General features: G+C 37.6%; 25 protein-coding genes and 2 pseudogenes. 6 read left to right on the forward strand and 21 right to left on the reverse strand.

The window, feature by feature from the left end; genetic code table 11:
• Window positions 1–68: 68 nt before the first annotated feature.
• Together secE and rpmG are read right to left on the reverse strand one after the other, a co-directional pair.
• Entirely contained in the window at window positions 69–239 is a 171-nt protein-coding gene (gene secE / locus LA20531_RS04035) for a preprotein translocase subunit SecE (protein ID WP_013437176.1), read from the reverse strand.
• Between the two features lie 8 nt (window positions 240–247).
• Window positions 248–397 (reverse strand): 50S ribosomal protein L33, encoded by a 150-nt coding sequence (rpmG, locus tag LA20531_RS04040; protein WP_003549092.1) that lies wholly within the window; start codon window positions 395–397, stop codon window positions 248–250.
• A gap of 185 nt (window positions 398–582) precedes the next feature.
• Between rpmG and LA20531_RS04045 the strand changes: the two genes are divergently transcribed.
• A complete protein-coding gene (locus LA20531_RS04045) occupies window positions 583–2,325 on the forward strand; it encodes a 1-deoxy-D-xylulose-5-phosphate synthase (RefSeq protein ID WP_056939967.1) in 1,743 nt (580 codons plus the stop codon).
• A 165-nt stretch (window positions 2,326–2,490) separates the two neighbouring features.
• On the opposite strand, the pseudogene LA20531_RS04050 reads toward LA20531_RS04045, so the two are convergent.
• A pseudogene (locus tag LA20531_RS04050) lies at window positions 2,491–3,976 on the reverse strand (gluconokinase).
• A 1-nt stretch (window position 3,977) separates the two neighbouring features.
• Entirely contained in the window at window positions 3,978–4,586 is a 609-nt protein-coding gene (locus tag LA20531_RS04055) for a hypothetical protein (protein WP_056939968.1), read from the reverse strand.
• Between the two features lie 22 nt (window positions 4,587–4,608).
• Here LA20531_RS04055 and LA20531_RS11830 point away from each other — a divergent pair, with 22 nt between their 5' ends.
• Complete coding sequence (locus LA20531_RS11830) at window positions 4,609–4,737, forward strand: hypothetical protein (protein ID WP_257790269.1); 129 nt, start codon at window positions 4,609–4,611, stop codon at window positions 4,735–4,737.
• On the opposite strand, the gene LA20531_RS04060 is transcribed toward LA20531_RS11830, so the two are convergent.
• From LA20531_RS04060 to LA20531_RS04095, 8 genes are all read right to left on the reverse strand, one after another.
• On the reverse strand, window positions 4,727–4,945 hold the full coding sequence (locus LA20531_RS04060) for a P8 family protein (protein WP_007126845.1): 219 nt from the start codon (window positions 4,943–4,945) through the stop codon (window positions 4,727–4,729). The genes LA20531_RS11830 and LA20531_RS04060 overlap by 11 nt on opposite strands.
• 63 nt (window positions 4,946–5,008) lie before the next feature.
• Window positions 5,009–5,554, reverse strand: a complete 546-nt coding sequence (locus LA20531_RS04065) for a sigma-70 RNA polymerase sigma factor region 4 domain-containing protein (protein ID WP_056939969.1) — start codon at window positions 5,552–5,554, stop codon at window positions 5,009–5,011.
• 138 nt (window positions 5,555–5,692) lie between these two features.
• Entirely contained in the window at window positions 5,693–6,445 is a 753-nt protein-coding gene (gene rlmB, locus LA20531_RS04070; RefSeq protein WP_056939970.1) for a 23S rRNA (guanosine(2251)-2'-O)-methyltransferase RlmB, read from the reverse strand.
• Window positions 6,432–6,875: a Mini-ribonuclease 3 gene (locus LA20531_RS04075; RefSeq protein WP_056939971.1), complete on the reverse strand. Its 444-nt coding sequence runs from the start codon at window positions 6,873–6,875 to the stop codon at window positions 6,432–6,434. Before LA20531_RS04075 ends, rlmB begins: the two co-directional genes overlap by 14 nt.
• Window positions 6,868–8,292, reverse strand: a complete 1,425-nt coding sequence (gene cysS, locus LA20531_RS04080; RefSeq protein ID WP_276066464.1) for a cysteine--tRNA ligase — start codon at window positions 8,290–8,292, stop codon at window positions 6,868–6,870. The genes LA20531_RS04075 and cysS overlap by 8 nt, the downstream gene beginning before the upstream one ends.
• Window positions 8,293–8,397: 105 nt before the next feature.
• Window positions 8,398–9,897, reverse strand: a complete 1,500-nt coding sequence (gltX, locus tag LA20531_RS04085; RefSeq protein WP_056939973.1) for a glutamate--tRNA ligase — start codon at window positions 9,895–9,897, stop codon at window positions 8,398–8,400.
• 76 nt (window positions 9,898–9,973) lie between these two features.
• Window positions 9,974–11,350: a DNA repair protein RadA gene (radA, locus tag LA20531_RS04090; RefSeq protein ID WP_056939974.1), complete on the reverse strand. Its 1,377-nt coding sequence runs from the start codon at window positions 11,348–11,350 to the stop codon at window positions 9,974–9,976.
• A complete protein-coding gene (locus LA20531_RS04095; protein WP_056939975.1) occupies window positions 11,350–11,901 on the reverse strand; it encodes a dCTP deaminase/dUTPase family protein in 552 nt (183 codons plus the stop codon). Before LA20531_RS04095 ends, radA begins: the two co-directional genes overlap by 1 nt.
• A gap of 132 nt (window positions 11,902–12,033) precedes the next feature.
• Between LA20531_RS04095 and LA20531_RS04100 the strand changes: the two genes are divergently transcribed.
• Both LA20531_RS04100 and pepC read left to right on the forward strand, forming a co-directional pair.
• Window positions 12,034–12,330 (forward strand): GNAT family N-acetyltransferase, encoded by a 297-nt coding sequence (locus LA20531_RS04100; RefSeq protein WP_056939976.1) that lies wholly within the window; start codon window positions 12,034–12,036, stop codon window positions 12,328–12,330.
• A 62-nt stretch (window positions 12,331–12,392) separates the two neighbouring features.
• Window positions 12,393–13,742, forward strand: a complete 1,350-nt coding sequence (gene pepC / locus LA20531_RS04105; RefSeq protein WP_056939977.1) for an aminopeptidase C — start codon at window positions 12,393–12,395, stop codon at window positions 13,740–13,742.
• Window positions 13,743–13,805: 63 nt separating this feature from the next.
• Here pepC and LA20531_RS04110 read toward each other — a convergent pair whose 3' ends face one another.
• From LA20531_RS04110 to LA20531_RS04135, 6 genes and pseudogenes are all read right to left on the reverse strand, one after another.
• Window positions 13,806–14,741: an AAA family ATPase gene (locus LA20531_RS04110; RefSeq protein ID WP_013437163.1), complete on the reverse strand. Its 936-nt coding sequence runs from the start codon at window positions 14,739–14,741 to the stop codon at window positions 13,806–13,808.
• Window positions 14,742–14,845: 104 nt separating this feature from the next.
• Window positions 14,846–15,523, reverse strand: coding sequence for a 2,3-bisphosphoglycerate-dependent phosphoglycerate mutase (locus LA20531_RS04115; RefSeq protein WP_022087068.1), 678 nt, complete (start codon window positions 15,521–15,523; stop codon window positions 14,846–14,848).
• A 4-nt stretch (window positions 15,524–15,527) separates the two neighbouring features.
• Window positions 15,528–15,716 carry a DUF308 domain-containing protein gene (locus tag LA20531_RS04120; RefSeq protein WP_013437161.1) on the reverse strand — a complete coding sequence of 63 codons (189 nt, stop codon included), beginning with the start codon at window positions 15,714–15,716 and terminating at the stop codon, window positions 15,528–15,530.
• 8 nt (window positions 15,717–15,724) lie between these two features.
• Complete coding sequence (locus LA20531_RS04125; RefSeq protein WP_056939978.1) at window positions 15,725–16,624, reverse strand: cation diffusion facilitator family transporter; 900 nt, start codon at window positions 16,622–16,624, stop codon at window positions 15,725–15,727.
• Window positions 16,625–16,685: 61 nt separating this feature from the next.
• Window positions 16,686–17,366, reverse strand: coding sequence for a histidine phosphatase family protein (locus tag LA20531_RS04130; RefSeq protein ID WP_056939979.1), 681 nt, complete (start codon window positions 17,364–17,366; stop codon window positions 16,686–16,688).
• 42 nt (window positions 17,367–17,408) lie between these two features.
• Window positions 17,409–18,166: pseudogene (locus tag LA20531_RS04135) on the reverse strand (sulfite exporter TauE/SafE family protein).
• Window positions 18,167–18,239: 73 nt separating this feature from the next.
• On the opposite strand from LA20531_RS04135, the gene LA20531_RS04140 reads away from it, so the two are divergent.
• Complete coding sequence (locus LA20531_RS04140; protein ID WP_056939981.1) at window positions 18,240–18,896, forward strand: HAD family hydrolase; 657 nt, start codon at window positions 18,240–18,242, stop codon at window positions 18,894–18,896.
• Between the two features lie 39 nt (window positions 18,897–18,935).
• Window positions 18,936–19,520, forward strand: coding sequence for a DJ-1 family glyoxalase III (locus LA20531_RS04145; RefSeq protein ID WP_056939982.1), 585 nt, complete (start codon window positions 18,936–18,938; stop codon window positions 19,518–19,520).
• Between the two features lie 42 nt (window positions 19,521–19,562).
• Here the strand turns inward: LA20531_RS04145 and LA20531_RS04150 are convergent, their stop codons facing one another.
• From LA20531_RS04150 to LA20531_RS04160, 3 genes are all read right to left on the reverse strand, one after another.
• Window positions 19,563–20,327, reverse strand: coding sequence for an ABC transporter permease (locus LA20531_RS04150; protein WP_056939983.1), 765 nt, complete (start codon window positions 20,325–20,327; stop codon window positions 19,563–19,565).
• The gene (locus LA20531_RS04155) at window positions 20,324–20,959 is read right to left on the reverse strand and encodes an ABC transporter ATP-binding protein (RefSeq protein WP_056939984.1); all 636 of its coding nucleotides are present in this window, start codon (window positions 20,957–20,959) and stop codon (window positions 20,324–20,326) included. Before LA20531_RS04155 ends, LA20531_RS04150 begins: the two co-directional genes overlap by 4 nt.
• Window positions 20,960–21,330: 371 nt before the next feature.
• Window positions 21,331–21,702 (reverse strand): YjcQ family protein, encoded by a 372-nt coding sequence (locus LA20531_RS04160; protein WP_056939985.1) that lies wholly within the window; start codon window positions 21,700–21,702, stop codon window positions 21,331–21,333.
• Between the last annotated feature and the right edge of the window lie 24 nt (window positions 21,703–21,726).

A 21,726-nucleotide genomic window follows, 5' to 3' on the forward strand; every position in this document is an offset into this window, starting at 1 on the left:
TCAGAGGTTTCTCTTCTTCGCTTTTATTAATTATAGCATGAATCAAAGGTAAATTCTATTACCTACGATTACATAATTCTTTGAGTTAACCAACTGAAGAGCCAGTCAAGAGCGCCTAAATATGCTGCAAATAAAATTGAACTAGTAATAACAATTGCAGTATCGTGTCTGTTTTGCTTAGCTGATGGCCAAGTAACCATCTTCATTTCTTGAGCTACACTCTTAAAAAACTTAATCATTAACTTCTTTACCTCGTTTCTTTATGCAAAGTCATCTTACCGCAATGCTTGCAGAACTTCTTCAGTTCAAGTCGCTGAGTGCGATTCTTGCTTGCGGTGATTGAGTAGTTGCGTGACCCACATACGCTGCAGGCTAAGGCTGCTTTTTTCACTGCCATAGTCTCACTTCCAAACTTTTATTAAAACACATACTTAAGGAGTATTTTATACTGATCTGCCCTATTGCGTCAATAAACAAAACTAATGATAACCTATTCGATTTTTATATTTTAATTATGCGTCCTACTTATCTATAATAAGTGTGAGTAATAAGTATGAATATTTTGCAGAAAGGAAACTTATTATGAATAAACACCCAGAATATTTATTAAATAACATTTCTGGTCCTAAAGACTTAAAGAAGCTCTCCATTCCTGAAATGGAAGAATTAGCTAAAGAAATTAGAACCTTAATTCTCGAAAAAGACGCAGCTGAAGGTGGCCACCTTGGTCCAGACTTGGGTATCGTAGAAGCAACTATTGCTTACCACTACGTTTTTGATGCACCTAAAGACAAGATCGTTTGGGATGTTTCTCACCAAACTTACCCACACAAGATGTTGACTGGTCGTGCTCTTGCCTGGATTGATCCAGATCATTACGAAGACGTAACTCCATATACTAACCCAGATGAAAGTCCATATGACTACTACGCTGTAGGTCACACCTCTACTTCGATTGCTTTAGCAACAGGTATGGCTAAAGCTAGAGATTTAATGGGTAGACACGAAAACATCATGGCTTTAATCGGTGATGGTTCAATGACTGGCGGCTTAGCTTATGAAGGTTTAAACAACGCAGTTATTGAAAAGCACAACATTGTTGTCGTAGTTAACGACAACCAAATGTCCATCGACGAAAACGTGGGTGGTTTAGTCACCGCTTTAAAGAAATTGCGTGATTCAAATGGTGAAACTAAAGAAAACCCATTTACTGCAATGGGCTTTGACTACCGCTACGTTGCTGATGGTAACGATGTTAAATCAATGATTGATGCCTTCAAGGCAGTTAAAGATGTAGATCACCCAATTTTGCTTCATATCAACACCTTGAAAGGTAAGGGCTATGAACCAGCTATCGACAATGAAGAAGCTCACCACTGGGTAATGCCATTTGATTTAAAGACCGACAAGACAACTGTTCCAGCCCCAGAAGGTCCAACTGCAAATTCTGTTGCAATGGATGTAATGAAGAAGCACATTGAAAATGGTGAAAAGATCATGGCTATCGATGCTGCAATTCCTGGTGTCTTTGGTCTTGATGAAATTAAGAATAAATATCCTGAAAACTACCACGATGTAGGTATTGCCGAGCAAGAGTCTGTTGCCTTTGCTGCAGGTATGGCTAAGGAAGGTGCAGTTCCAGTATTGTTTGAAAATTCAACCTTCTTACAACGTGCCTTTGACCAATTATCACACGACGTTGCCGCAAACGACTTGCCTGTTGTCATGATGGTTGCCGGTGGCGGAATGTCTGGTACAAGTAAGACCCACCTTGGTATTTTTGATCAAGTAATGATTTCTAATTTACCTAACTGGATCTACCTTGCCCCTACCACCTTGGCTGAAGAAAAAGACATGATGGAATGGGCTATTAAGCAAAGAAAGCACCCAGTTGCAATCAAGATACCAACTAAGCGTGTTCCTGCAGGCAAAGATGTTAGTCGTGATTACTCAGAAATCAAATATGATATCAAGCCTGGTAACGACGTCGCAGTTTTGGCTTTAGGTGACATGTACGAAATGCTTGGTAAAGAAGTTGCTGAAAAACTCGGTGCAAGTTTGGTTAACCCAATTTCAGCTAATATCTTAGACACCGCTTCATTAGATAAATTAGCTGATGAAAACAAAGTTATCGTAACTCTTGAAGACAACATTTTAGACGGTGGCTTTGGTGAAAAGGTTGCTTCATACCTCGGTGACAAAGACGTCAAAGTTTTGAATTACGGTCAAAAACGTGTTTACACTGATCAAGTTCCATTAAAAGACATTTTGAAAGATAACCGTATGACTGTTGATCAAATCGTTGAAGACGTTAAGAACGCCTAAAAATAAATATTTAAAAACAAACTAAAAATCTCTTCGGGTAATCCTGAAGAGATTTTTTATGGCAAAATAAGTCGAGTACTTTTCTAGATAATTCGGCATAATACAACATGTAAGGAGGAATAAAATTGGAACAAGAGGCTACATCGAAATGATGCCAATTAATGATTAATCTTTATTCACAAATTTTCTATAAGAAGCAGCCAAAGCATTTTTGACTTCACAATAAAGTGGGAACAAATTTTGATAAACAGCTGCTTCTTTTTGATTAGGGAAATACACTTTGTCTATTTGAGCAAATTGTTTAATCTCACTTAGTTTTTCATTAAGACCTAACGCCTGTCTTGTCAAAAACATAGCAGCCAGCGTCCCACTCTGTTGCTCTTTCATGGTCACAATCGGCACGTTAAAAATATCAGCACAAAGCTGTCTTACAAAATCATTCTTTAAGAAGCCACCAGTTGCATTAATTGCGACTGGCTTTTTCGTATTTTTAATCAAACTAAAGGCCGCATCATACAGATTAAAAATAATACCTTCAATTACTGCTCGCGCCATTTCAGGCTTTTGATGCATGCGCGTTAAGCCAACAAATGAACCACGCGCATTGGCATCCCAAATTGGAGCACGTTCTCCGCCTAAGTAAGGCAAAAAGATTAAGCCTCGGCTTCCTGCTGAAGCAGTTTGCGCAACATCCAAATAATCTTGCGGTGTCTCATCGGCATCAAACAAGGTCTGACGTGCCCAATTAAATACGATCCCGCCGTTATTTACTGGACCGCCCAATAGATAATGTTTTTTATCAACTGGATAACAGAAATAACTAGCCTTTTGATCGATCTTAGGTTGATCAACGATTGTTCTAACCGCGCCTGACGTACCTACGTTTAAAGCAAAATGATCACTATCAATTGCGTTAACCCCAATTGTAGATAAATAGCCATCACTGGCTCCTAAAACAATTTTAGTATCAGGATTTATCCCTAGTTTTTGCACATAATCCTCTTTAATAGGAGCGATAATTTCCGTCGGCTGTGCTATTTCAGGTAGCTGATCTCGCTTTACATTTAACAGATCCAACAATTCTTGATCCCAAGTTAGTGTTTCAAGATTGAGCATCCCTGTCCCAGCCGCCATCGTAGTATCGACGACTAGCTTACCTGTTAAACGAAAGATCAAATATTCCTTGATCCCAATCCATTTTTCAGCTTGGTTAAACAGCTCCTGCTTTTTATCTTTTAACCACAAAAGTTTATAAATTGGTGCCATCGGGTGCATTGGCATCCCTGTTTTTCGATATATCTTTTGCGCCAAACCACTTCTTTTCGCATCCTGGACAATATTCTTCGCACAATTATCTGCCCACGTAATGCTATTAGTTAATAGGTTATTGTCTTTGCCTAAACCAATCAGGCTATGCATCTGGCTAGACCAAGAGATAGCCGCAATTTCACCGTCTACCTTCTGCGCTAAAGCAAAAATAATTTCTTGAACTGCATCAAAAATCATCTTAGGATCTTCTTCAGCTTGTCCTATTTTAGTTTGAATTAATGGGTAACCCTTACTAGCCGAAAAAAACAGCCTTACCCTTTTCATCATAAAGTACGCCTTTAGTTGCCGTTGTACCGACATCCATGCCAATAATATATTTCATTTTATTTCTGATAAAACTTCTTCCATTTCTTATAAGACTTATCTTGCCAAGATTTTGGCAAATCTTCCCAATCCCAGTGGCGGTCTTTTATCTTTTGTAGAAATAAACCTTCACTTCGAGCTAGTTCTTTAACTAATTTAAGATTCTTACCTCTTAAATTTAAGAAAATAGTTTCCCATTCATCCTTAATTTGAATAAAGAATTCTCGATGCTTTTTATCAACTAACTTAATAATTAAACTACCCTGCCATTTTAAAACGATATGCTTAATAATTTCTTCTAATTTATCAAAACCAATATTACGAATATTCTTACCTACATACTTACTATACTTTTTCGGATAAAATTCTGGTTCTAAATATACTTCTGCATAATTATATTCCATCATTGCAAAAGTTATACTAGTAACACTCTCGGCAAAAGCAGGTAAATAAGACTTGTCACACCAATCTTGATAGCCATCATAGTAAGAATCCTCACGACCAATAGTTTTCGGTACAGTATCTAAATAATAATAAACTGTATTATCAGTCAGAAATTCAATAATGCGGTTCATTTCTTCAATTTCTTTTATTACTTGTTTGCGTTTCTTTTTCTTGCTTTTGCTCATAACTTTCCCTTTTCAATAATTTTTGAAAATTATAGCAAAAGATTATTTGAAGCACAAAAAAGACAACTACCGGAGAGTAGCTGTCTTTGGTGGTCAAACATGCGTGACCACGGTGCGTAGAACATTGTTTTTAGTCGGATTTACTTCTTAAGATTTTCGTTAACGAAGGCTTCGATCTTATCGTCTGAGTCTTTCAAAAATGGAAGCATATCTTCTTCCGTCTTCATGGTATCTCTACCATTCTTTTCCATAAAGTAGTCCCAAAGGGCATCTCTAACTGGCATGTTTGAATCACTCCAGTCAAATACTTCTTTCATGTGACGGTCTAACAATGCAGTCTTAATAATTTCGTCTGCCATCTTAAATTACCTCCTAAAATATTCTACGTTTATTATTATACCGCACTTTCTTTTTATAGCATACTAAAAAAGTACTTTGCGCATTTTTTGCAGGGTCCTTGATCTTGCTCTAATCAGTTGAATTGCCTCAATTTTTAAATGATCAATCACGTATTCCGCACTCATTTCACCAATAATCGTCATTAATGCGATTAATTCCAAACGTGATAAACTTTTGACGAATTCATTGTAGGTATCGTTGATTGGAATCGCTAATTCGCTCCGCCTCGGCTCCTGAATTCCCTGAATTTTGACACTTTCCCAGGAAATAGATTGATCATAAACCTGTCTTTTAAAAGCATTATTGTACCTAATCAAAGTTCGCGCATGATTCGACAATTTTGTTTTATACAAACTACCAAAATTACCTTTTTCACTGGAATAAACTAAGGCAGCTTCATAACAAATAATCATGGCCTCCTGTTCCCAATCATTGCGATCATAATGACCCAGGTAATACTTTTTTACAACTGAATTCACTAACGGTTTATATAATACAAATAATTTTTCTAAAGCCTCATCATCCCCGGCTTTAACTTTTTTAATTAACTTTCTCTCTTTTACTCTCATCTCTGTATCCTCTTTCAAAGTTCATTTTGAGGATACAGGTTGAGCTCTGAGCATGATAAGAGAACAAAAGTTTATACCGACAGATTGGCCATTTTGTACAAAAAAAGCCGACAAAATTCAACTTTTGTCAGTTTTTTCTTATTTTAATGGATGTCTACTGTTAAATGCTTGATAGAGCAAAACACCTGTTGCCACACTCGCATTCAATGATTGAACGTGACCAATCATTGGCAAAGTAATGGTTTGATCCATTTGTTTCTTAAGTAATGGAGCGATTCCTTTACCTTCGTTACCAATAACCAAAACTGTTTTACCATTGGCATTCCATTCACGGTAATCAACACCAGCCATGTCTGTACCAAAGATCCAGTAGCCGCGCTTCTTCAATTCCTTAGTTGTTTGGACCAAATTGTTTACACGGGCAACAGGAACATAATCGATCGCACCGGTTGAAGTCTTAGCTACAACCGAGGTCAAACCAGTGGCATGACGCTTAGGAATAATAATTCCGTCTACGCCTGTCGCATCTGCAGAACGTAAAATGGAACCTAGATTATGCGGATCTTCAATTGAATCAAGCATCAATAAAAATGGTTCTTTTCCTTCTTGGTCAAATTGATCAAGCAGTTGATCCAAGTCGGCATATTCAAAACTAGAGATTGCCAAAACAAGCCCTTGGTGGTTGCCGCCTTCAACTAAACGATCCAACTTATTCTTAGGAACGGTCTGAACCACCAATCTCTTTTTCTTAGTAATCGCATATACTTGATTAGCAAAGTCTTCTTGCACGCCATGTTGCAAAAACACCTTATTGATTTGATCAGAGTTATGCGTCTTCAAATAATCCAGTCCGGCATGGCGACCAAAAACAAAATCTTTATTCGAAGTCATAATCTTTTAGTCCGTCCTTTTCTACTGTATCAATGCACCATTTACTTAATTCTTGCACACGATCATCTTGATTTAACAAATTCAAGTAACCGATCATCGCCTCAAAACCAGTTGACAATTGATAAGTCTTAAGGCTAGTATGCTTAGCTTTAGTATGACTCTTGGCATTGCGACCGCGGCGAAATGCAGTTAACTCATCGTCTGTGAGCAATTCTTCATCCTGCATTTTAGTTACTAGTGCAGCTTGTGCTTTAGCAGAAACATAATGCGTTGCTTCACGTTGCAAAACTTGTGGTTTTACTATTCCGCCACAAACTAAGTGGCGACGAATGATCACTTCGTAGACCGCATCCCCCAAATAAGCCAAAGTTTGACCATTCAAAGTATCCGGATTTACATCTTCTTCAGTTAATTTTTTTATTTTAGTCACGAGTCCACCTTGTCCCTTGTGGGGTATCTTGAATCGTAATGCCCATTTCCTTTAATTGATCGCGCAATTTATCACTAGTTGCCCAATCCTTGTTAGCACGAGCTTCATCACGCTTTTTTACCAATTCTTCAATCTCATCATCATTTGAACCGGCATTTTGAGCACACAACTTTTCTGTATCAACGCCGAAGACTAACAACCAAGCTGCTAATTTCTTTTCAAAAAGTGTCAACGTCTCTTTATCAGCCTTTTCACTGTTGGCATTGGCATTTACTGCTGGAAGCAAATCATAAATAGCAGTTAAGGCATTTTGCACATTAAAGTCATCGTCCATTGCAGTAACGAACTTTTGCTCAGTTTCTTCAATTGACTTAGCCAAATCTGGTGCTGCTTCACTAGCAGTATCATCTTCAAGACGGTAATTGATATTGGTTAAAGTATTCTTGAATCTATCTAAAATAGTAGCAGCTTGTTTTAAGTTTTCTTCGGAGTAGTTAATTTGACGACGGTATTGCACGCTAGCCATGAAGAAACGCAATACTTGTGGATCAACTTCCTTTAAAATGTCATGCACAGTGACAAAGTTATGTAGTGACTTAGACATCTTTTCTTGATCCTTGCCCACGGTAACAAAACCGTTGTGAAGCCAGTAATTAACAAACTTCTTGCCAGTCTTTGCTTCACTTTGAGCAATTTCATTTTCATGGTGTGGGAATTCAAGGTCTTGACCACCACCGTGAATATCAATTGTGTCGCCCAAATATTTGGTACTCATCACTGAACATTCAATGTGCCAACCTGGACGGCCCTTGCCCCAAGGTGAATCCCAAGCAATTTCATCAGGCTCTTTTTGAGCTTTCCAAAGAGCAAAATCAATTGGATCTTCCTTACGATTTTGTTCTTCATCGTTGATATGCTCTGAAGCACCTTCTTCAAGTTGTTCGATATTTTGATCACTAAGTTCGCCGTAGTGCTTAAACTTGCGTGCACGGTAGTAAACATCGCCATCTACTTCATAAGCATAGCCTTTATCAATTAAAGTTTTAACGAAATTGATAATATCTTTAATTTCATGAGTTGCACGAGGATGCAGTGTAGCAGGTTCAATATTTAAGGCAGTTGTGTCTTCCAAAAAAGCATTGATAAACTTTTCTGCAAGTTTAGGCACAGTCGTCCCTTCAGCGCGAGCTTCATTGATCATCTTGTCATCAACATCAGTAAAATTAGAAACGTATTTTACCTTATAGCCTTTATATTCAAAATATCGTCTGATCGTATCAAAAGCGATTGAACTACGAGCATTGCCGATATGAATATAGTTATACACGGTTGGTCCACAGACATACATGCTAATTTGTCCTGAAACCAGTGGTTTAAATTCTTCTTTTTTGCGCGTCAGTGTATTGTAGACTTTCAAAGCTAACACTCATCCCTTCTGTGAAAATAGCTAATTTTTATTTTAGCAGAAACAAAAAGAAGTTGTAGTCTTCTGCAGCTTCTTCTTTGCTTTATTCTCTTTTAATTAAAGATTGTTAGCACTCATTTGCTTCAAGGTTAAGTCAATGTGTTCTACAACACGTTCCTTACCCAAAAGTTCCATGGCTTCACCGATACCAGGGCCAACCATTGAACGAGTAGTAGCAATTCTGATTGGCATAAAGAGCTTTCTACCCTTAACGCCAGTTGCCTTACGAGTAGCTTGGATAGCATTCATGATTTGAACTGAAGTAAATCTTGGAATGAGGTCTAATTGCTTCTTGAATTCTTCAATTACGCCGCGACCATCATCGTTCTTAATTTCTTCAATTTCTTCGTCTGAAAGATTCTTAGCATCTTCAAAGAAGATCTTAGCCATGTCAACGATTTGCTTAGTGTATGACATTTGTACTGAGTAAATGTTAACCAATTGACGTACCCATTCCATCTTTTCTGGGGTTGGGTGTTCATCAATTAAGCCTGCTTCTTGCAAGTTGTTCAAAGCAAGGTCAAGCAAGGTATCACGATCAGCCTTCTTGATATATTGGTTGTTGATCCATTCAAGCTTCTTTTGGTCAAATGCAGCAGGTGATTTAGACAAACGAGCTGGATCAAATTGCTTGATAAATTCACGCTTAGTGAAGATTTCGTTTTCACCCTTTGGTGACCAACCAAGAAGTGTAATGAAGTTAAACATAGCTTCTGGTAAGTAACCAAGGTCACGATATTGTTCAATAAATTGAAGAACTGATTCATCACGCTTAGAAAGCTTCTTACCAGTTTCTGAGTTAATGATCAAAGTCATGTGACCAAACTTAGGTGGCTTCCAGCCAAGTGCTTCATAAACTACTAATTGCTTAGGAGTGTTTGAAACGTGGTCATCACCACGAAGTACGTGGGTAATCTTCATCAAGTGGTCGTCAATTACAACGGCAAAGTTGTAAGTTGGCATACCGTCACGCTTTTGAATAACGAAGTCGCCACCGATAGTGTCTGATTCGAATTCAAGGTGACCCTTAACGATATCATCCCATGAGTAGGTTTCCATTTCTGGAATGTGAATACGTACAACTGGCTTAAGCCCCTTTGCCTTAGCTTCGTCTTGAGCTTGCTTAATTTCGTCAGCAGTCATACCTTCGTATTCGTAAGTGTAGTGAGGAGCAACACCCATAGCACGTTGTTCTTCACGTTGAGCTTCAAGTTCTTCCTCAGTCTTGTATGAGTAGTATGCCTTGCCTTCGTCGATCAATTGATCAATGTACTTTTGGTAAATTTCTTTTCTTTCTGATTGACGGTATGGACCGTAGTCTCCACCCTTGTCAGGACCTTCATCCCAGTCAATGCCTAACCAGTGAAGGTTTTCCATTTGAGACTTAGAACCGCCCTTAACGTTACGTTTTTGGTCGGTATCTTCAATTCTCAATACCATAGTACCCTTGTTGTGACGGGCGAATAAATAGTTAAAAAGTGCAGTACGTGCGTTACCAATGTGCAAGTGACCAGTTGGACTTGGTGCATATCTTACACGGATTTTTTCTTTAGCCAAAATTCATGCCTCTTTCAAAAATAGTAGATTTAAACAATCTTAGTTTACTCGTTATATAGGAAGAATTCAATTAGTGCTAATCAAAAACTAATTTTAATGCTTGTGGAATACTGGAAACTGGAATTACTTCGATTCCATAATCTTTAAGACCAGCATACATGTTGTGCCGCGGTACAAAGATTCGTTTAAAGCCAACTTTAGCGGCTTCTTTTACCCTAGCATCGATCTTGTCTACGCGGCGAACTTCACCGGTTAAACCAACTTCACCTACAAAGCAGTCCGTTGGTGAAATTTCTTTATCTGTGTAACTAGATGCCACAGCCATAACAATAGCTAAATCAATTGCCGGTTCATTCAGTTTAATCCCGCCAGTTGCAGTTAAATAAACATCTTGATTTTGCAGCATTAAATTGCCACGCTTTTCAAGAACGGCAAGTAAAAGAGCTGCTCGATTGTAGTCAAGGCCTGAAGTTGTTCGCTTCGCATAGCCAAATGCCGTTGGGGTTACCAAAGCTTGGATTTCAGCTAAAAGTGGACGGGTTCCTTCAAGCGAAACAACGACAGCTGAACCAGTCGAGTTAGGCAATCTTTGATCAAGAAAAATAGATGATGGATTAGTAACTTCTTTTAGCCCTTCATTGACCATCTCAAACATGCCAATTTCGTTAGCAGCACCAAAACGGTTTTTAACAGAGTGCAGGATACGGTAAGAGTGGTGTTCATCCCCCTCAAAATAAAGTACTGTATCCACCATGTGTTCCATAATCTTAGGACCAGCAATGGTCCCTTCTTTAGTCACGTGACCGATAACAAAAATCGTGATCGCATCCATTTTAGCGATCTTCATGAGCTCACTGGTTACTTCCCTAACCTGTGAAGCTGAACCGGTCATCGAGTCCAAACTAGGTTCATTCATCGTTTGAATGGAATCGATCACCACAAAATCAGGTTTAACATCATTAATCTGTTCACGAATATCATGCATGTCAGTTTCGGGATATAACAGCATGTTGCTTTGCCCTACGCAAAGTCGATCGGCTCTTAACTTGATCTGATTAGCTGATTCTTCCCCTGAAACATATAGTACTTTATATTTTTCAGATAAATCGCTCATGATCTGCAGCATCAATGTAGATTTACCAATTCCGGGATCCCCGCCAATTAAGACAAGCGATCCTGGCACAATACCGCCACCTAAAACACGATTTAATTCTTCAGATTTGGTAGGAATTCTTTCTTCTTTTTCTGCCTTAATTTCGTCTAACTTAACCGGTTCATTGACGCCGGTCTTTTGAATTAAACGACTAGCTGTAGCCTTAGTAGAACGCTTTTGTACTTCTTCAGTCTCTTTTTCAAATTGGTTCCAAGCACCACAGTTAGGACATCTACCCAAGTAACTCGCAGAAATATAGCCACAGGAGCGACATTTATATTGTGTTTTTACTCTTGCCATTAATCATCCTTCTTTTCATTAGTAGAACCAAAACCACTAATTCTTTGTCTACTGATTGGATCATCGTCGTCAGTTTTAAGATATTTAATAAAAATTCCTTGTGCAATGCGATCACCCTTATGAATGTGTAAAGGACGCACGCCGTAATTAAGCATTTGCACAAAAATTTCGCCTTCATTATTTGGATTGTTGTAATAATCTGAATCGATTACTCCTATGCCATTAGGCAATGCAAGATTACGTTTAAAAGTGTTAGATGAACGGTTGGCTAAAATCAATACTTCATCTTCATGCATATAAGCTTTCAAACCTGTAGGAACCAAAAATGGTTTTAATATTTGATCCGCCATTTCGTAGTCACGTTCATAAAGTTGGTGACCATTTCTGATTAATCTAAAAATTCTGACAAAGTTAAGACGCCAAATACTAGGAATGGTAATATCTTCAGCTGCCTCAAGATCATAGCCAGCACTTGCCAAGGTTTGTCTTCTAGGCAAGTTAATCCCTTTATCTTGATATTTTTTTACTACTTCAAATCCACGTGTCTTCATTAGTTAACTCCATTTACTTCTTTTATTTTGCTAGTTATCTATTTTACAATGTTTTAGGTAAACACAAAATAATTAACTTCCCATTATTTATTACGCAAAAAAAGCGTGATTTTTTCTTAGAAAAGGTAAAAAATGTCTGAAACTAAAAAATATTTTACGCTATCTAACAGTAATGACGACCAAATCACATCACGAACTGATTTAGATTTAATTGAACGTAAGGATGCTACCGTCTGGGTGATGAACCATATTTTTATTAATCCTGATGAACATGACCCACATGAAATCAGTTTGCTAATGAAACAAGTGATCGCTTATGTTCAAGAATCTGGTAAAAAGGTGTGGCCGCTTGATCCGATCGCCATTAAGTACTTTGAAAAGCATCCCGAATTAAACGATATTTGGTATCATCGTCCATTTACAAAATAGACGTTTCTCCCTTTATAGGCTAAAATGGAGTTAGATTTCCATTAAAAAGGGAGGAAAAATTAATGGCAAAAGAAATTTCTAATGATACAATCGAAAAATTCAAGAACGATTTAACCAATCATCCTGCATACAAAGTAGCTAGCCGTGCTGCTCAAGAAAACGGTATTTTCAAGGCAAGCCAAGACTTACAAACTAAGATTGATCTTGATCCAACCTTCTCAATTGAAATCGACACTGGTAAGTCAGCTGACCAAAAGCAATCAGGTCGTTGCTGGATGTTCTCAGCTTTGAACACCATGCGTCACCCACTTCAAAAGAAGTTCAAGTTAAAGGACTTCGAATTATCTCAAAACTACACTAACTTCTGGGACAAATTCGAAAAGTCAAACTGGTTCTTCGAAAATGTTATCGCAACTGCAGACAAGTCACTTGGTGATCGTAAGGTTTCATTCTTGTTTGCTACTCCACAACAAGATGGTGGTCAATGGGACATGCTTTGCGGCATCATTGAAAAGTACGGTATCGTACCAAAGAGCGTTTACCCAGAAACTGCTAACTCAAACAATTCTAGTGCATTAAACGACACTTTAAACACTTTACTTCGTAAAGATGGTCTTGAATTGCGTAAGTTAGTTAACGATGGCAAGTCAGAAGACGAAGTTCAAGCTCGCAAGGAAGAAATGTTAAACGACGTCTTCCGTGTACTTTCAATTTCACTTGGTGTTCCTCCAACAAAGTTCAGCTTTGAATACAGAGACGACGACAAGAACTACCACATTGATAAGGACATCACTCCTAAGGAATTCTTCGACAAATATGTTGGCATGGACCTTGAAAACCACATTTCAACTATCAATGCTCCAACTAGCGACAAGCCTTTCCACAAGGTATTCTCAGTTGAATACTTAGGTAACGTTGAAGGCGGTCGTCAAGTTCGTCACTTGAACCTTAAAGTTGATGAAATGAAGGACTTAATCATCAAGCAATTAAAGAGCGGTGAAGTTGTTTGGTTCGGTTCAAACGTTGTTAAGGATTCAGAAAGAAGAGCTGGTCTCCTTGATACTAATCTTTACCGTCGTGACGAATTGTTCGACACTAACTTCTCAATGACTAAAGCTGAAAAGCTTGATTCTGGCGAAAGCATGATGGACCACGCTATGGTTATCACCGGTGTTGACATTGTTGATGGCAAACCAACTAAATGGAAGATTGAAAACTCATGGGGTGAAAAGCCAGGCTTTAAGGGTTACTTCGTAATGAGCGACAAGTGGTTCGATTCATTCGTTTACCAAGCTGTTATTAACAAGAAGTTCTTGCCAGATGACCTCAAGAAGGCATATGACGAAGGCAAGAAGAACCCTATTCAATTGTTGCCATGGGACCCAATGGGTGCTTTAGCATTTGAATATTAATTCAATAATTTTATAAAAGAAAAGAGCTACGTTTTTAAAACGTAACTCTTTTTTTGCACTCTTTTACCAAATATGAAGCAAACGGGTTGCATCAAGTTTGCTTAAATTGAACTGGTGCACATGTTGCTTTGGATTTTCTGGAAATTCTTTAATAAAATCAGCAACATTATACAATCCAGTTGAATATGTCCATACACCCTTCACTTTTCTAATTGGGTCAAGCATTTCATTTCTAATTGGATATGCCGAGATCAAGAAATGCTTGTGGTGAAACTTAAAGACAAAATATGGCAACTTGAATTGCTTTACCGCTTCATCCTCAGTCTTAGCAATTGAAACCACATTGCGGTAAGTTCCATACTTCTCAGTAAACTTTTCATTAAATGAGAAGTAGAAGTTCGAGATATGCACATGTGGAAAATCTTCTTCACTTACCTTATCTGGAACGGCAATTACGTGTGAATAACGATCAAGATTGCTTTCCTTTTGTGATAGTGCATGATCCATTTGTGTTGGGATAATCTTATGTGCCCAACTTGGAACTTCTGGATGTGCTTCATATGAACGATACATTTGCTTAACAACTTCTGGCTTTACCCAATCGTAATGCATTCTGGTTTGATTACGCTTAAGTAAGTTTTCCAACGTGTTGTGCTGCATTAAATCAACTACGAAACATTCATAGTGATACTTGTCTACCCATGGCTTGAAATGCTCAATTGCGCTAGGAACGATGTGTGTTCCATCAACAATTACAGTTTCCCCATGTTCCATCTTGTGTTCTACAAGGTGATCCACCATTTGCTCAGTACGCACAGTTACGTGCCGCGGAATCACTTGGTGTAATACATCCGCATCCTCTTGATAATAAACTGTTAAATCCGCCAATAATAACCGAATTTGATCACGACTGATCGCATAAGGCGTTAAGTGATGACGGGCAATAAAAGAAGACTTACCGGAGCCAGGTGCACCTCGCAATAAAAATAATTTACGCATGCAAAATACTCCAAACTAATATACTAGAAATCATATTAAATTCTACCATAATTGTAGGTAAATCCCTCTTTAGAGCATTAAAAAAATGCAGGTTCTCTGCATTTTTAACGTAAAATCTTTTTATCAACAATATTTAACTGATCATCCATCGTATAAACAATTGGTTCTGCATTAGGTACTTCAAGGTTAACAATGTCATGATCATTAATGTTTTCAAGCTTTTTAATCAAAGCACGAAGACTTGAACCATGAGCTACGATTAATTGGTCTTCGCCATTTAACAATCTCGAAGCAATATGATCATAGTAATATGGCATCAAACGTTTTTGGGTTTGATGTAAACTTTCTGCTCGTGGCATCAAATGTTGATCGCATAATTTATAGCGACGATCAATCATTGGCGAACCTTGAGCAGGTGGAACGGAATCAAAACCTCTCCGCCAGAGTAAAACTTGTTCTACACCGAATACTTTACGCGAGATATCCTTGTTAAGGCCACGTAGAGCCCCGTAGTGACGTTCATTTAGTCGCCACGTCTTAGTGATAGGGAGCCATAACAAATTACATGTATCGGCGACAATATTGGCTGTCGTAATAGCACGCGACAAGACTGAAGTATGGATATGCGTTGGAGCAAAGTCTGAGATAGTATTAATTAATTCGCCTGCCTGCTTAGCCTGCTCCTCACCCTTGTGAGTCAATGGAACATCGTTCCATCCAGTATAAACATTTGCGGCATTGGCAACACTTTCGCCATGTCGAACTAATACTAATTTAGCCATTCTATTATCCTTTATTAATCAAACATCTAATAATCATTACGATTCCACCGATGGTGAAAATCACGCCCAAAATCATAAAAGCCCTAATGCCGCCTTTATTATTAGGCTGCTTGCGTCGATTAAAGGCATATGACATATCGTATATGCCCATAACTAAAACGATTATCGCTGTAAAAATATTGACTGAAAACATTTATCCACCTAATTTTCGTTATTACCGCGGCCTGGAACGATCATCTTATCATTACGGCCACGTTCACATTCTGCTTGTAAAGTAATGTGATTGATGCACAATTCTTCTTTTAACTTTTTACCAATCTTTTGATAAAGCTGTTCCAGTTCGCCAGCTTGCAGATTACGATCGACGTTAATGTGAGCGTCCATCATAATAAAATCATCACTATAGCGCCAAACATGGACATGGTGAACATTCTTTACTTCAGGGAATGACAACATAATCTCGTTAACTTTAGTCAAATCGATATTAGGATTTGATTCCATTAACACATTGGCTGCCTTCATTGTGATTTCATATGCTTCATGCAAAACAAAGAGTGAAACCAAAATAGTCAAAACTGGGTCAAGCCAAGTCACATTCCAGAAGTAAATAAAAATCGCACCAATTACGACCGCTACACTTGATAATGCATCGCTAAGCATATGAATAAAGGTTGAGCGCACATTCAAATTACCCTTAGAATCTCTGTGCATAGCAAACATTGAGATCAAGTTAGCCACAAGACCAATGATTGAGACAGCCAGCATAATTCCGCCATGAATATGTTCTGGCTCCCAGAAGCGTTGAATTGCTTCTACGAATAAAACTACACTGATTACGATCAGAATAACGCCATTCGTAAAGGCGGCTAACGTCTCCGCCCGCTCATAACCGAAAGTCTTGTGTTGATTACGACTACGTCTACTAATCAGGTGAGCGACAAAAGATAAAATAATCGCACCTACATCACTTAAATTGTGGACAGCATCTGAAAGCAAAGCTAGTGATCCTGAAAAAATACCACCTAAGAATTCGGCAATAGTAATAACAACATTTAACAGCGTAACAAATACATAGCGCTTAGTTGTATGATCTTTATTCATTTAAATTTTCCTCTTGCTATCAGTGTACCAAAAAAGGCCCTACTTATGCAGTAGGACTTTCTTATAATTTTTCTGCATCAACATTGTAGTCAACAATTTCAAATTGACCATCGTCATGCAAAATTCCTCTAGTAACGCTGCCGTTATTTGGAAAAATGATGTCATGCTTACCATCACTTCTATTCCAATACTTAATCGACAAGGTTTTAATAAAATCGCCGTGTGTAACTAGCAGAACTCTCTTTTCATTTTTGGTAAGATCACCTAATACTTGGATCCCACGGACCATTCTTTTATCGAGTTCTTCCGTATTCTCTGCTAAGTGACGTGGATCGGCCTTCTTAGTAGCCTCACGGAAATCATGCAGGCCCACTTGATTGATAATCTTAGTGACATCGTCTTCATGACCGATTCCGGCTGCCATCGCTACTTGATCCCAGGTTTGGTTAATATCATCACCTTCGAAAGTTCCAAAGAAAACTTCACGAAATTCCGGCAACTTTTTAATTTTACCAATATCCGAGACCAAATTAGCGTCTTTCATTAAGTGAACGGTGTCAATTGCTCTTTTCAAATCTGATGAGTACATGTTGTCAAAGTGAACTTGGCTTAATGCATCTGCAGTTCTCTTTAAATCGTTAATTCCCTTCACAGTTAGTGGAGAATCACACCAGCCTTGAACTTTGTTCAGCTGGTTAAACATAGTCTCACCGTGGCGAACTAAATAAACTTCTGTTGCCATCTATTAACCCCTCCCTTTGTATTAATAAATATTGTATCAAACTTAGCCTAGGTATGCTGTATAAAAGAAGTAGGCTGACTGAACGAATGCCAAAGTTGCAATAAAAATTCTAACCGGCTTTTCAGGAACACGTCTTAAAATAGCTGGCCCAATATAACCACCAATGAACATTCCGATTGCTAGTGGAATTGCTTGAAGCCAATAAATGTGAGAAGTAAACATAAAGATTATTAAAGCAACTAAGTTAGCAAAGCCACTAATCACATTTTTAATTGCATTAATTACGATAAACTTCTCATTCGTAATGTAGGTTAAAATTACCAATACGATAACACCACCGGCGGCACCGAAATAACCAGTGTAAGCACCCATGATTAAAAGCGTGCCTAAGTAAACAATTCTTAACCAAGTAGGCTGCTTTTCCGTATTTAATGTATTATGCTTTCCCGAAACAAGAATCATAATTCCAGAAAATGCGATGAAGAACGGTACTGCTTTTTCAAAAACACTAGAAGGAAACGAAAGAAGCAACATGCATCCCACAATTGAGCCAAGCACGGTAAAAATCGTGAAAAACCATGTTTCCTTCCAATGTCCCTTTAATTCCTTGATTGAAGAAATGGTTGAGCCAATACTCGTCCAAATTAAAGCGGCGTCATTAGTTACATTTGCATAAACTGGCGGAATCCCCACTGCAAGTAATACTGGATACGAAGCAAGCGAGGCCATTGAAGCAATGGATGATAATAAACCACCGCCAACCCACCTAATAATAAGAAAATAGCCGTCCAGATTGTCATTCTTAAATCCTTTCTAAAAATTATCGAGTTCATTATAATTCTTATAGAGATTAACGCAAAAAGAAGGTACTATATGTCAACATTTGAAACATTAATTTTCATCCCTGAGGGTAGTCTTTTAAATCAAAAACTAGCCGAAAAGACTGCTTTGCGCCAAGCCTTAAAGCATTTTGGCCTCGATTGGGGACCAGCCGAACGCTTAAGGTACACTAGTCTGCAAAAACAATTTAAAACTTTATCTGATGACGAGCAAATCGATTTATCTTTAACCACTTTTTTGGATAAGGATATTAAGGAAACACGCCCTGTTTTTGACGACTTAATGAAAGAACAAACTAGGCTTGTCAAAGGTGCGCCTGATTTTCTAGATCAAATTAGTTCTTTGCGTTTAATTTTGCTTGCTAAAGAAACTAAAGCTCAAATTGAACCTCGCCTTACGCCATCTGAATTGCTTAGTTCGTTTGATTATACTTACTTTGCAGATGATTTTAAAGACAAATTACCTAGCAAAAATATCTTTTTCAAAATTCTCAAGGATCATCCCGAAATTGACCCTGATACTGTTTTAGTAATCGGTACCAACTTAGATGAGGAAATTCAAGGTGCAGAAAATGCTAACTTGAAGTCACTATGGTTGGCTCCTAAAAAAGATAAGATTCCTATTTCACCACATCCTACTTTGCATTTGAGTAAATTAACAGACCTCTCATTTTATTTAGACATTAATTAACTAGTATAATTAATATAGTGAAGAAAGGAAGGTTATATAATGACAAAAGTTGCTGTAATCTTTGCAGATGGCTGCGAAGAAGTTGAAGGCTTAAGCGTAGTTGACGTACTTCGTCGTTTAAATGTGCAATGTGATATGGTTGGCCTAACCAGTAAAAAGGTTGATGGCGACCACCACATCGAAATCACTTGTGACAAAGTTGTTGATGATAGCTTACTTGATTACGATTTAGTTGCATTCCCAGGCGGAATGACCGGTTCCGCAAACTTACGTGACAACGAAAAGTTGCGTGATTTGATGGTTACGCGTCACGAAGAAGGTAAATGGGATGCTGCGATGTGTGCTGCACCTCGTGCCCTCGCACGTTATGGCGTGTTAGATGACGCTGACTTCACCTGCTACCCAGGTATTGAACAAGAATGCTTGAAATATCAACCAAATGCTCATTTTTCAGAAAGAATCAGCGTTACTGACGATAAGCACAAGATTGTAACTAGCCGTGGTCCTGCTACTGCTTGGGCATTTGCTTTTGCAATCGTCGAAGCACTTGGCATTGACACTAAGGACTTGAAGAAAGGCATGCTTTACGATTACTTAGCTGACAATATTCAAGATAGTTTATAATTTCAAGCAAAAAGAGCAAATCTAGATGGACTTGCTCTTTTTTTATTTTTCAATTAATTGCATACGCTCATTAAAGTAATTTTTATAGGCCAAGTAACCTGCTATCACTGCTCCCAGCCCTGTAGCAGATAGCAGCATGAATGTAACCATAATCTGATATTTGATCGCATATACAGGATCAACTCCGGCGAAAATCAATCCTGACATCATACCTGGCAAGTTAACTAAACCTACAGTTTTAGCCGAATCAATTGTTGGTTGCATCGCAGTTTTAATACTTCTGCGTAAAATTGGCATACTGGAATCTTTGATATCCGCTCCTAATGCCAATTTTTCTAAGATTTGTTGGCGTTGATCATGAAAACTTTCATTCAGTGTTTTATAACAGAGCCCAATTGCAACCATTTCATTACCAGCTATCATGCCTGTGATTGGAATGATTTGCATTGGCACTAATTTAATCGTCTTTGAAAGCATTAGCACGCCCAACGTAATATAAGTCCCAATCAGCAGCGCCACAAAAGATTGCCATAATTTTTTATCAGGATTAGGGTCTCTCTTATTGGCATTCCATGATGCATTAAAAATTATCAACAGGGTAATCACAATCGTGAGCCAAACATTGTTGATTTTAAAAATGTATTTCAGAATATAACCTACAATGGTTAACTGAATAATCGCACGGGCCACACTATAAAAAACATCCTTGGTTAATCCCAAGTGCTCTTTCATAGAGATTACGACAGAAACCATAACTAATGCAACCGAGAGAAACAACGATAAATTGCTAACAGCTAAATCTTTCATTTTACTAATTTTCCTTCCGCCACTTTAATGATTTGACCAGCTTGATGAATTTCATCATTATCGTGAGTAACTTGAATAATAGTCGTGTTGCCTTTATGTACATTCTGAATTAAGCGATGCACAATTTCTTTACTATCATTGTCCAAACCCGTGGTAATTTCATCTAGTAAAAGCACTTCTGGTTTAAACAATAGATTACGAATCAAAGCTACCCTTTGCTTTTCCCCACCTGATAGCTCTGTAATATTTTTATTTAAAAAATCTGGCTTTAGGTCAACAGATTCTAGTACCTGCTCCATTTTACTTTGATCAGGGGTTTGCTTTCTAATTTTAAATGGAAACTCCAAATTGTCTTTAACAGTTTCTCCAAAAAGACTTGGCTGTTGAAAACAATATGATACTTGGCGCCGATAATTTGTTGGTGAGTATGTATTAATATTTTTATCTTTAAAATCAATTTCTCCAGAAGTTGGTGAAATTAAATTAGCCAATAACTTTAACAGCGTACTCTTCCCTCCACCAGAAGGACCAACAATTGTTAAAAAAGCCCCTGTTGCAATATTCAGTGAAAAATTTGAAATGATATCTTTATCTTTTACGCGATAACCAACATTTTTTAGTGACAGGATCATTTTGCACCTACTTTGAATAATCAAAACTGTTAGTTTAATTTTACATCTTTATCATTAGTTAACTTTGTACTTTAGCAAAACTTAGAAATAATTTTAGGCACAAAAAAAAGCATCCCTGGTTGGAATGCTTTTTTGATATATAAACGTAAAATCCACAGATTAACGCTTTGAGAATTTCAGGTTAGTAAACCTAGAACAATTTTCTATTCTGGTGAATTCTAATCCATCATATTCCATACAATTTTGATTATGATTCTAATTAATATGGAAGAAACTGGAACAAAATTCTTTAGATTGGAAAACAATGTGACCAATTGTGACCATTTTGCCGATTATCTTACTAAACTTCATTCTTCTTGGATGGAGTTTTTTTATTTAAATAAAGGGATCCAATCTCTAACTTCCTTTGACACTTTATATGCTTTTGTCATCATTGAATTTTCAACTAAATATTGTAATCCAGAGCTTGTAGCATATGTATTCTGAATATTACAAATTATAGTTGGTCCTTGAAGTGTAGGTTTTAACGATACGCCTCTAATATATCCATCTTCTAAAAGCATTTGTAACGTCAGAATAAATTGCTTCTCTGAAATACCAATATTATCTGGGCTTAAAACATCTGGATCTACAAAGATACCATTTTCGTAACAATACTTTAAATATGTAAGAATCTTATACGCAACATTAAAGTAATTATTTTTATTTACCTTTAAATCATTAGGATCATATTCTTTATTCATTTATCTTCTTCCTCAATGTTTCCA

It is taken from the genome of Lactobacillus amylovorus DSM 20531 (assembly GCF_002706375.1).
Lineage (GTDB): Bacteria > Bacillota > Bacilli > Lactobacillales > Lactobacillaceae > Lactobacillus > Lactobacillus amylovorus.

What these genes read in the sequence shown, in the direction of transcription:
- LA20531_RS04055 (WP_056939968.1), bottom strand. Translation starts at nt 4,586, where the DNA reads ATGAGCAAAAGCAAGAAAAAGAAACGCAAACAAGTAATAAAAGAAATT.
- LA20531_RS04130 (WP_056939979.1), bottom strand. Translation starts at nt 17,366, where the DNA reads ATGGCAACAGAAGTTTATTTAGTTCGCCACGGTGAGACTATGTTTAAC.
- LA20531_RS04145 (WP_056939982.1), top strand. Translation starts at nt 18,936, where the DNA reads ATGACAAAAGTTGCTGTAATCTTTGCAGATGGCTGCGAAGAAGTTGAA.
- rpmG (WP_003549092.1), bottom strand. Translation starts at nt 397, where the DNA reads ATGGCAGTGAAAAAAGCAGCCTTAGCCTGCAGCGTATGTGGGTCACGC.
- LA20531_RS04110 (WP_013437163.1), bottom strand. Translation starts at nt 14,741, where the DNA reads ATGCGTAAATTATTTTTATTGCGAGGTGCACCTGGCTCCGGTAAGTCT.
- LA20531_RS04125 (WP_056939978.1), bottom strand. Translation starts at nt 16,624, where the DNA reads ATGAATAAAGATCATACAACTAAGCGCTATGTATTTGTTACGCTGTTA.
- LA20531_RS04120 (WP_013437161.1), bottom strand. Translation starts at nt 15,716, where the DNA reads ATGTTTTCAGTCAATATTTTTACAGCGATAATCGTTTTAGTTATGGGC.
- radA (WP_056939974.1), bottom strand. Translation starts at nt 11,350, where the DNA reads ATGGCAAGAGTAAAAACACAATATAAATGTCGCTCCTGTGGCTATATT.
- LA20531_RS04140 (WP_056939981.1), top strand. Translation starts at nt 18,240, where the DNA reads ATGTCAACATTTGAAACATTAATTTTCATCCCTGAGGGTAGTCTTTTA.
- LA20531_RS04160 (WP_056939985.1), bottom strand. Translation starts at nt 21,702, where the DNA reads ATGAATAAAGAATATGATCCTAATGATTTAAAGGTAAATAAAAATAAT.
- LA20531_RS04045 (WP_056939967.1), top strand. Translation starts at nt 583, where the DNA reads ATGAATAAACACCCAGAATATTTATTAAATAACATTTCTGGTCCTAAA.
- LA20531_RS04150 (WP_056939983.1), bottom strand. Translation starts at nt 20,327, where the DNA reads ATGAAAGATTTAGCTGTTAGCAATTTATCGTTGTTTCTCTCGGTTGCA.
- LA20531_RS04065 (WP_056939969.1), bottom strand. Translation starts at nt 5,554, where the DNA reads ATGAGAGTAAAAGAGAGAAAGTTAATTAAAAAAGTTAAAGCCGGGGAT.
- LA20531_RS04100 (WP_056939976.1), top strand. Translation starts at nt 12,034, where the DNA reads ATGTCTGAAACTAAAAAATATTTTACGCTATCTAACAGTAATGACGAC.
- LA20531_RS04155 (WP_056939984.1), bottom strand. Translation starts at nt 20,959, where the DNA reads ATGATCCTGTCACTAAAAAATGTTGGTTATCGCGTAAAAGATAAAGAT.
- LA20531_RS04060 (WP_007126845.1), bottom strand. Translation starts at nt 4,945, where the DNA reads ATGGCAGACGAAATTATTAAGACTGCATTGTTAGACCGTCACATGAAA.
- rlmB (WP_056939970.1), bottom strand. Translation starts at nt 6,445, where the DNA reads ATGACTTCGAATAAAGATTTTGTTTTTGGTCGCCATGCCGGACTGGAT.
- pepC (WP_056939977.1), top strand. Translation starts at nt 12,393, where the DNA reads ATGGCAAAAGAAATTTCTAATGATACAATCGAAAAATTCAAGAACGAT.
- secE (WP_013437176.1), bottom strand. Translation starts at nt 239, where the DNA reads ATGATTAAGTTTTTTAAGAGTGTAGCTCAAGAAATGAAGATGGTTACT.
- LA20531_RS04115 (WP_022087068.1), bottom strand. Translation starts at nt 15,523, where the DNA reads ATGGCTAAATTAGTATTAGTTCGACATGGCGAAAGTGTTGCCAATGCC.
- LA20531_RS04095 (WP_056939975.1), bottom strand. Translation starts at nt 11,901, where the DNA reads ATGAAGACACGTGGATTTGAAGTAGTAAAAAAATATCAAGATAAAGGG.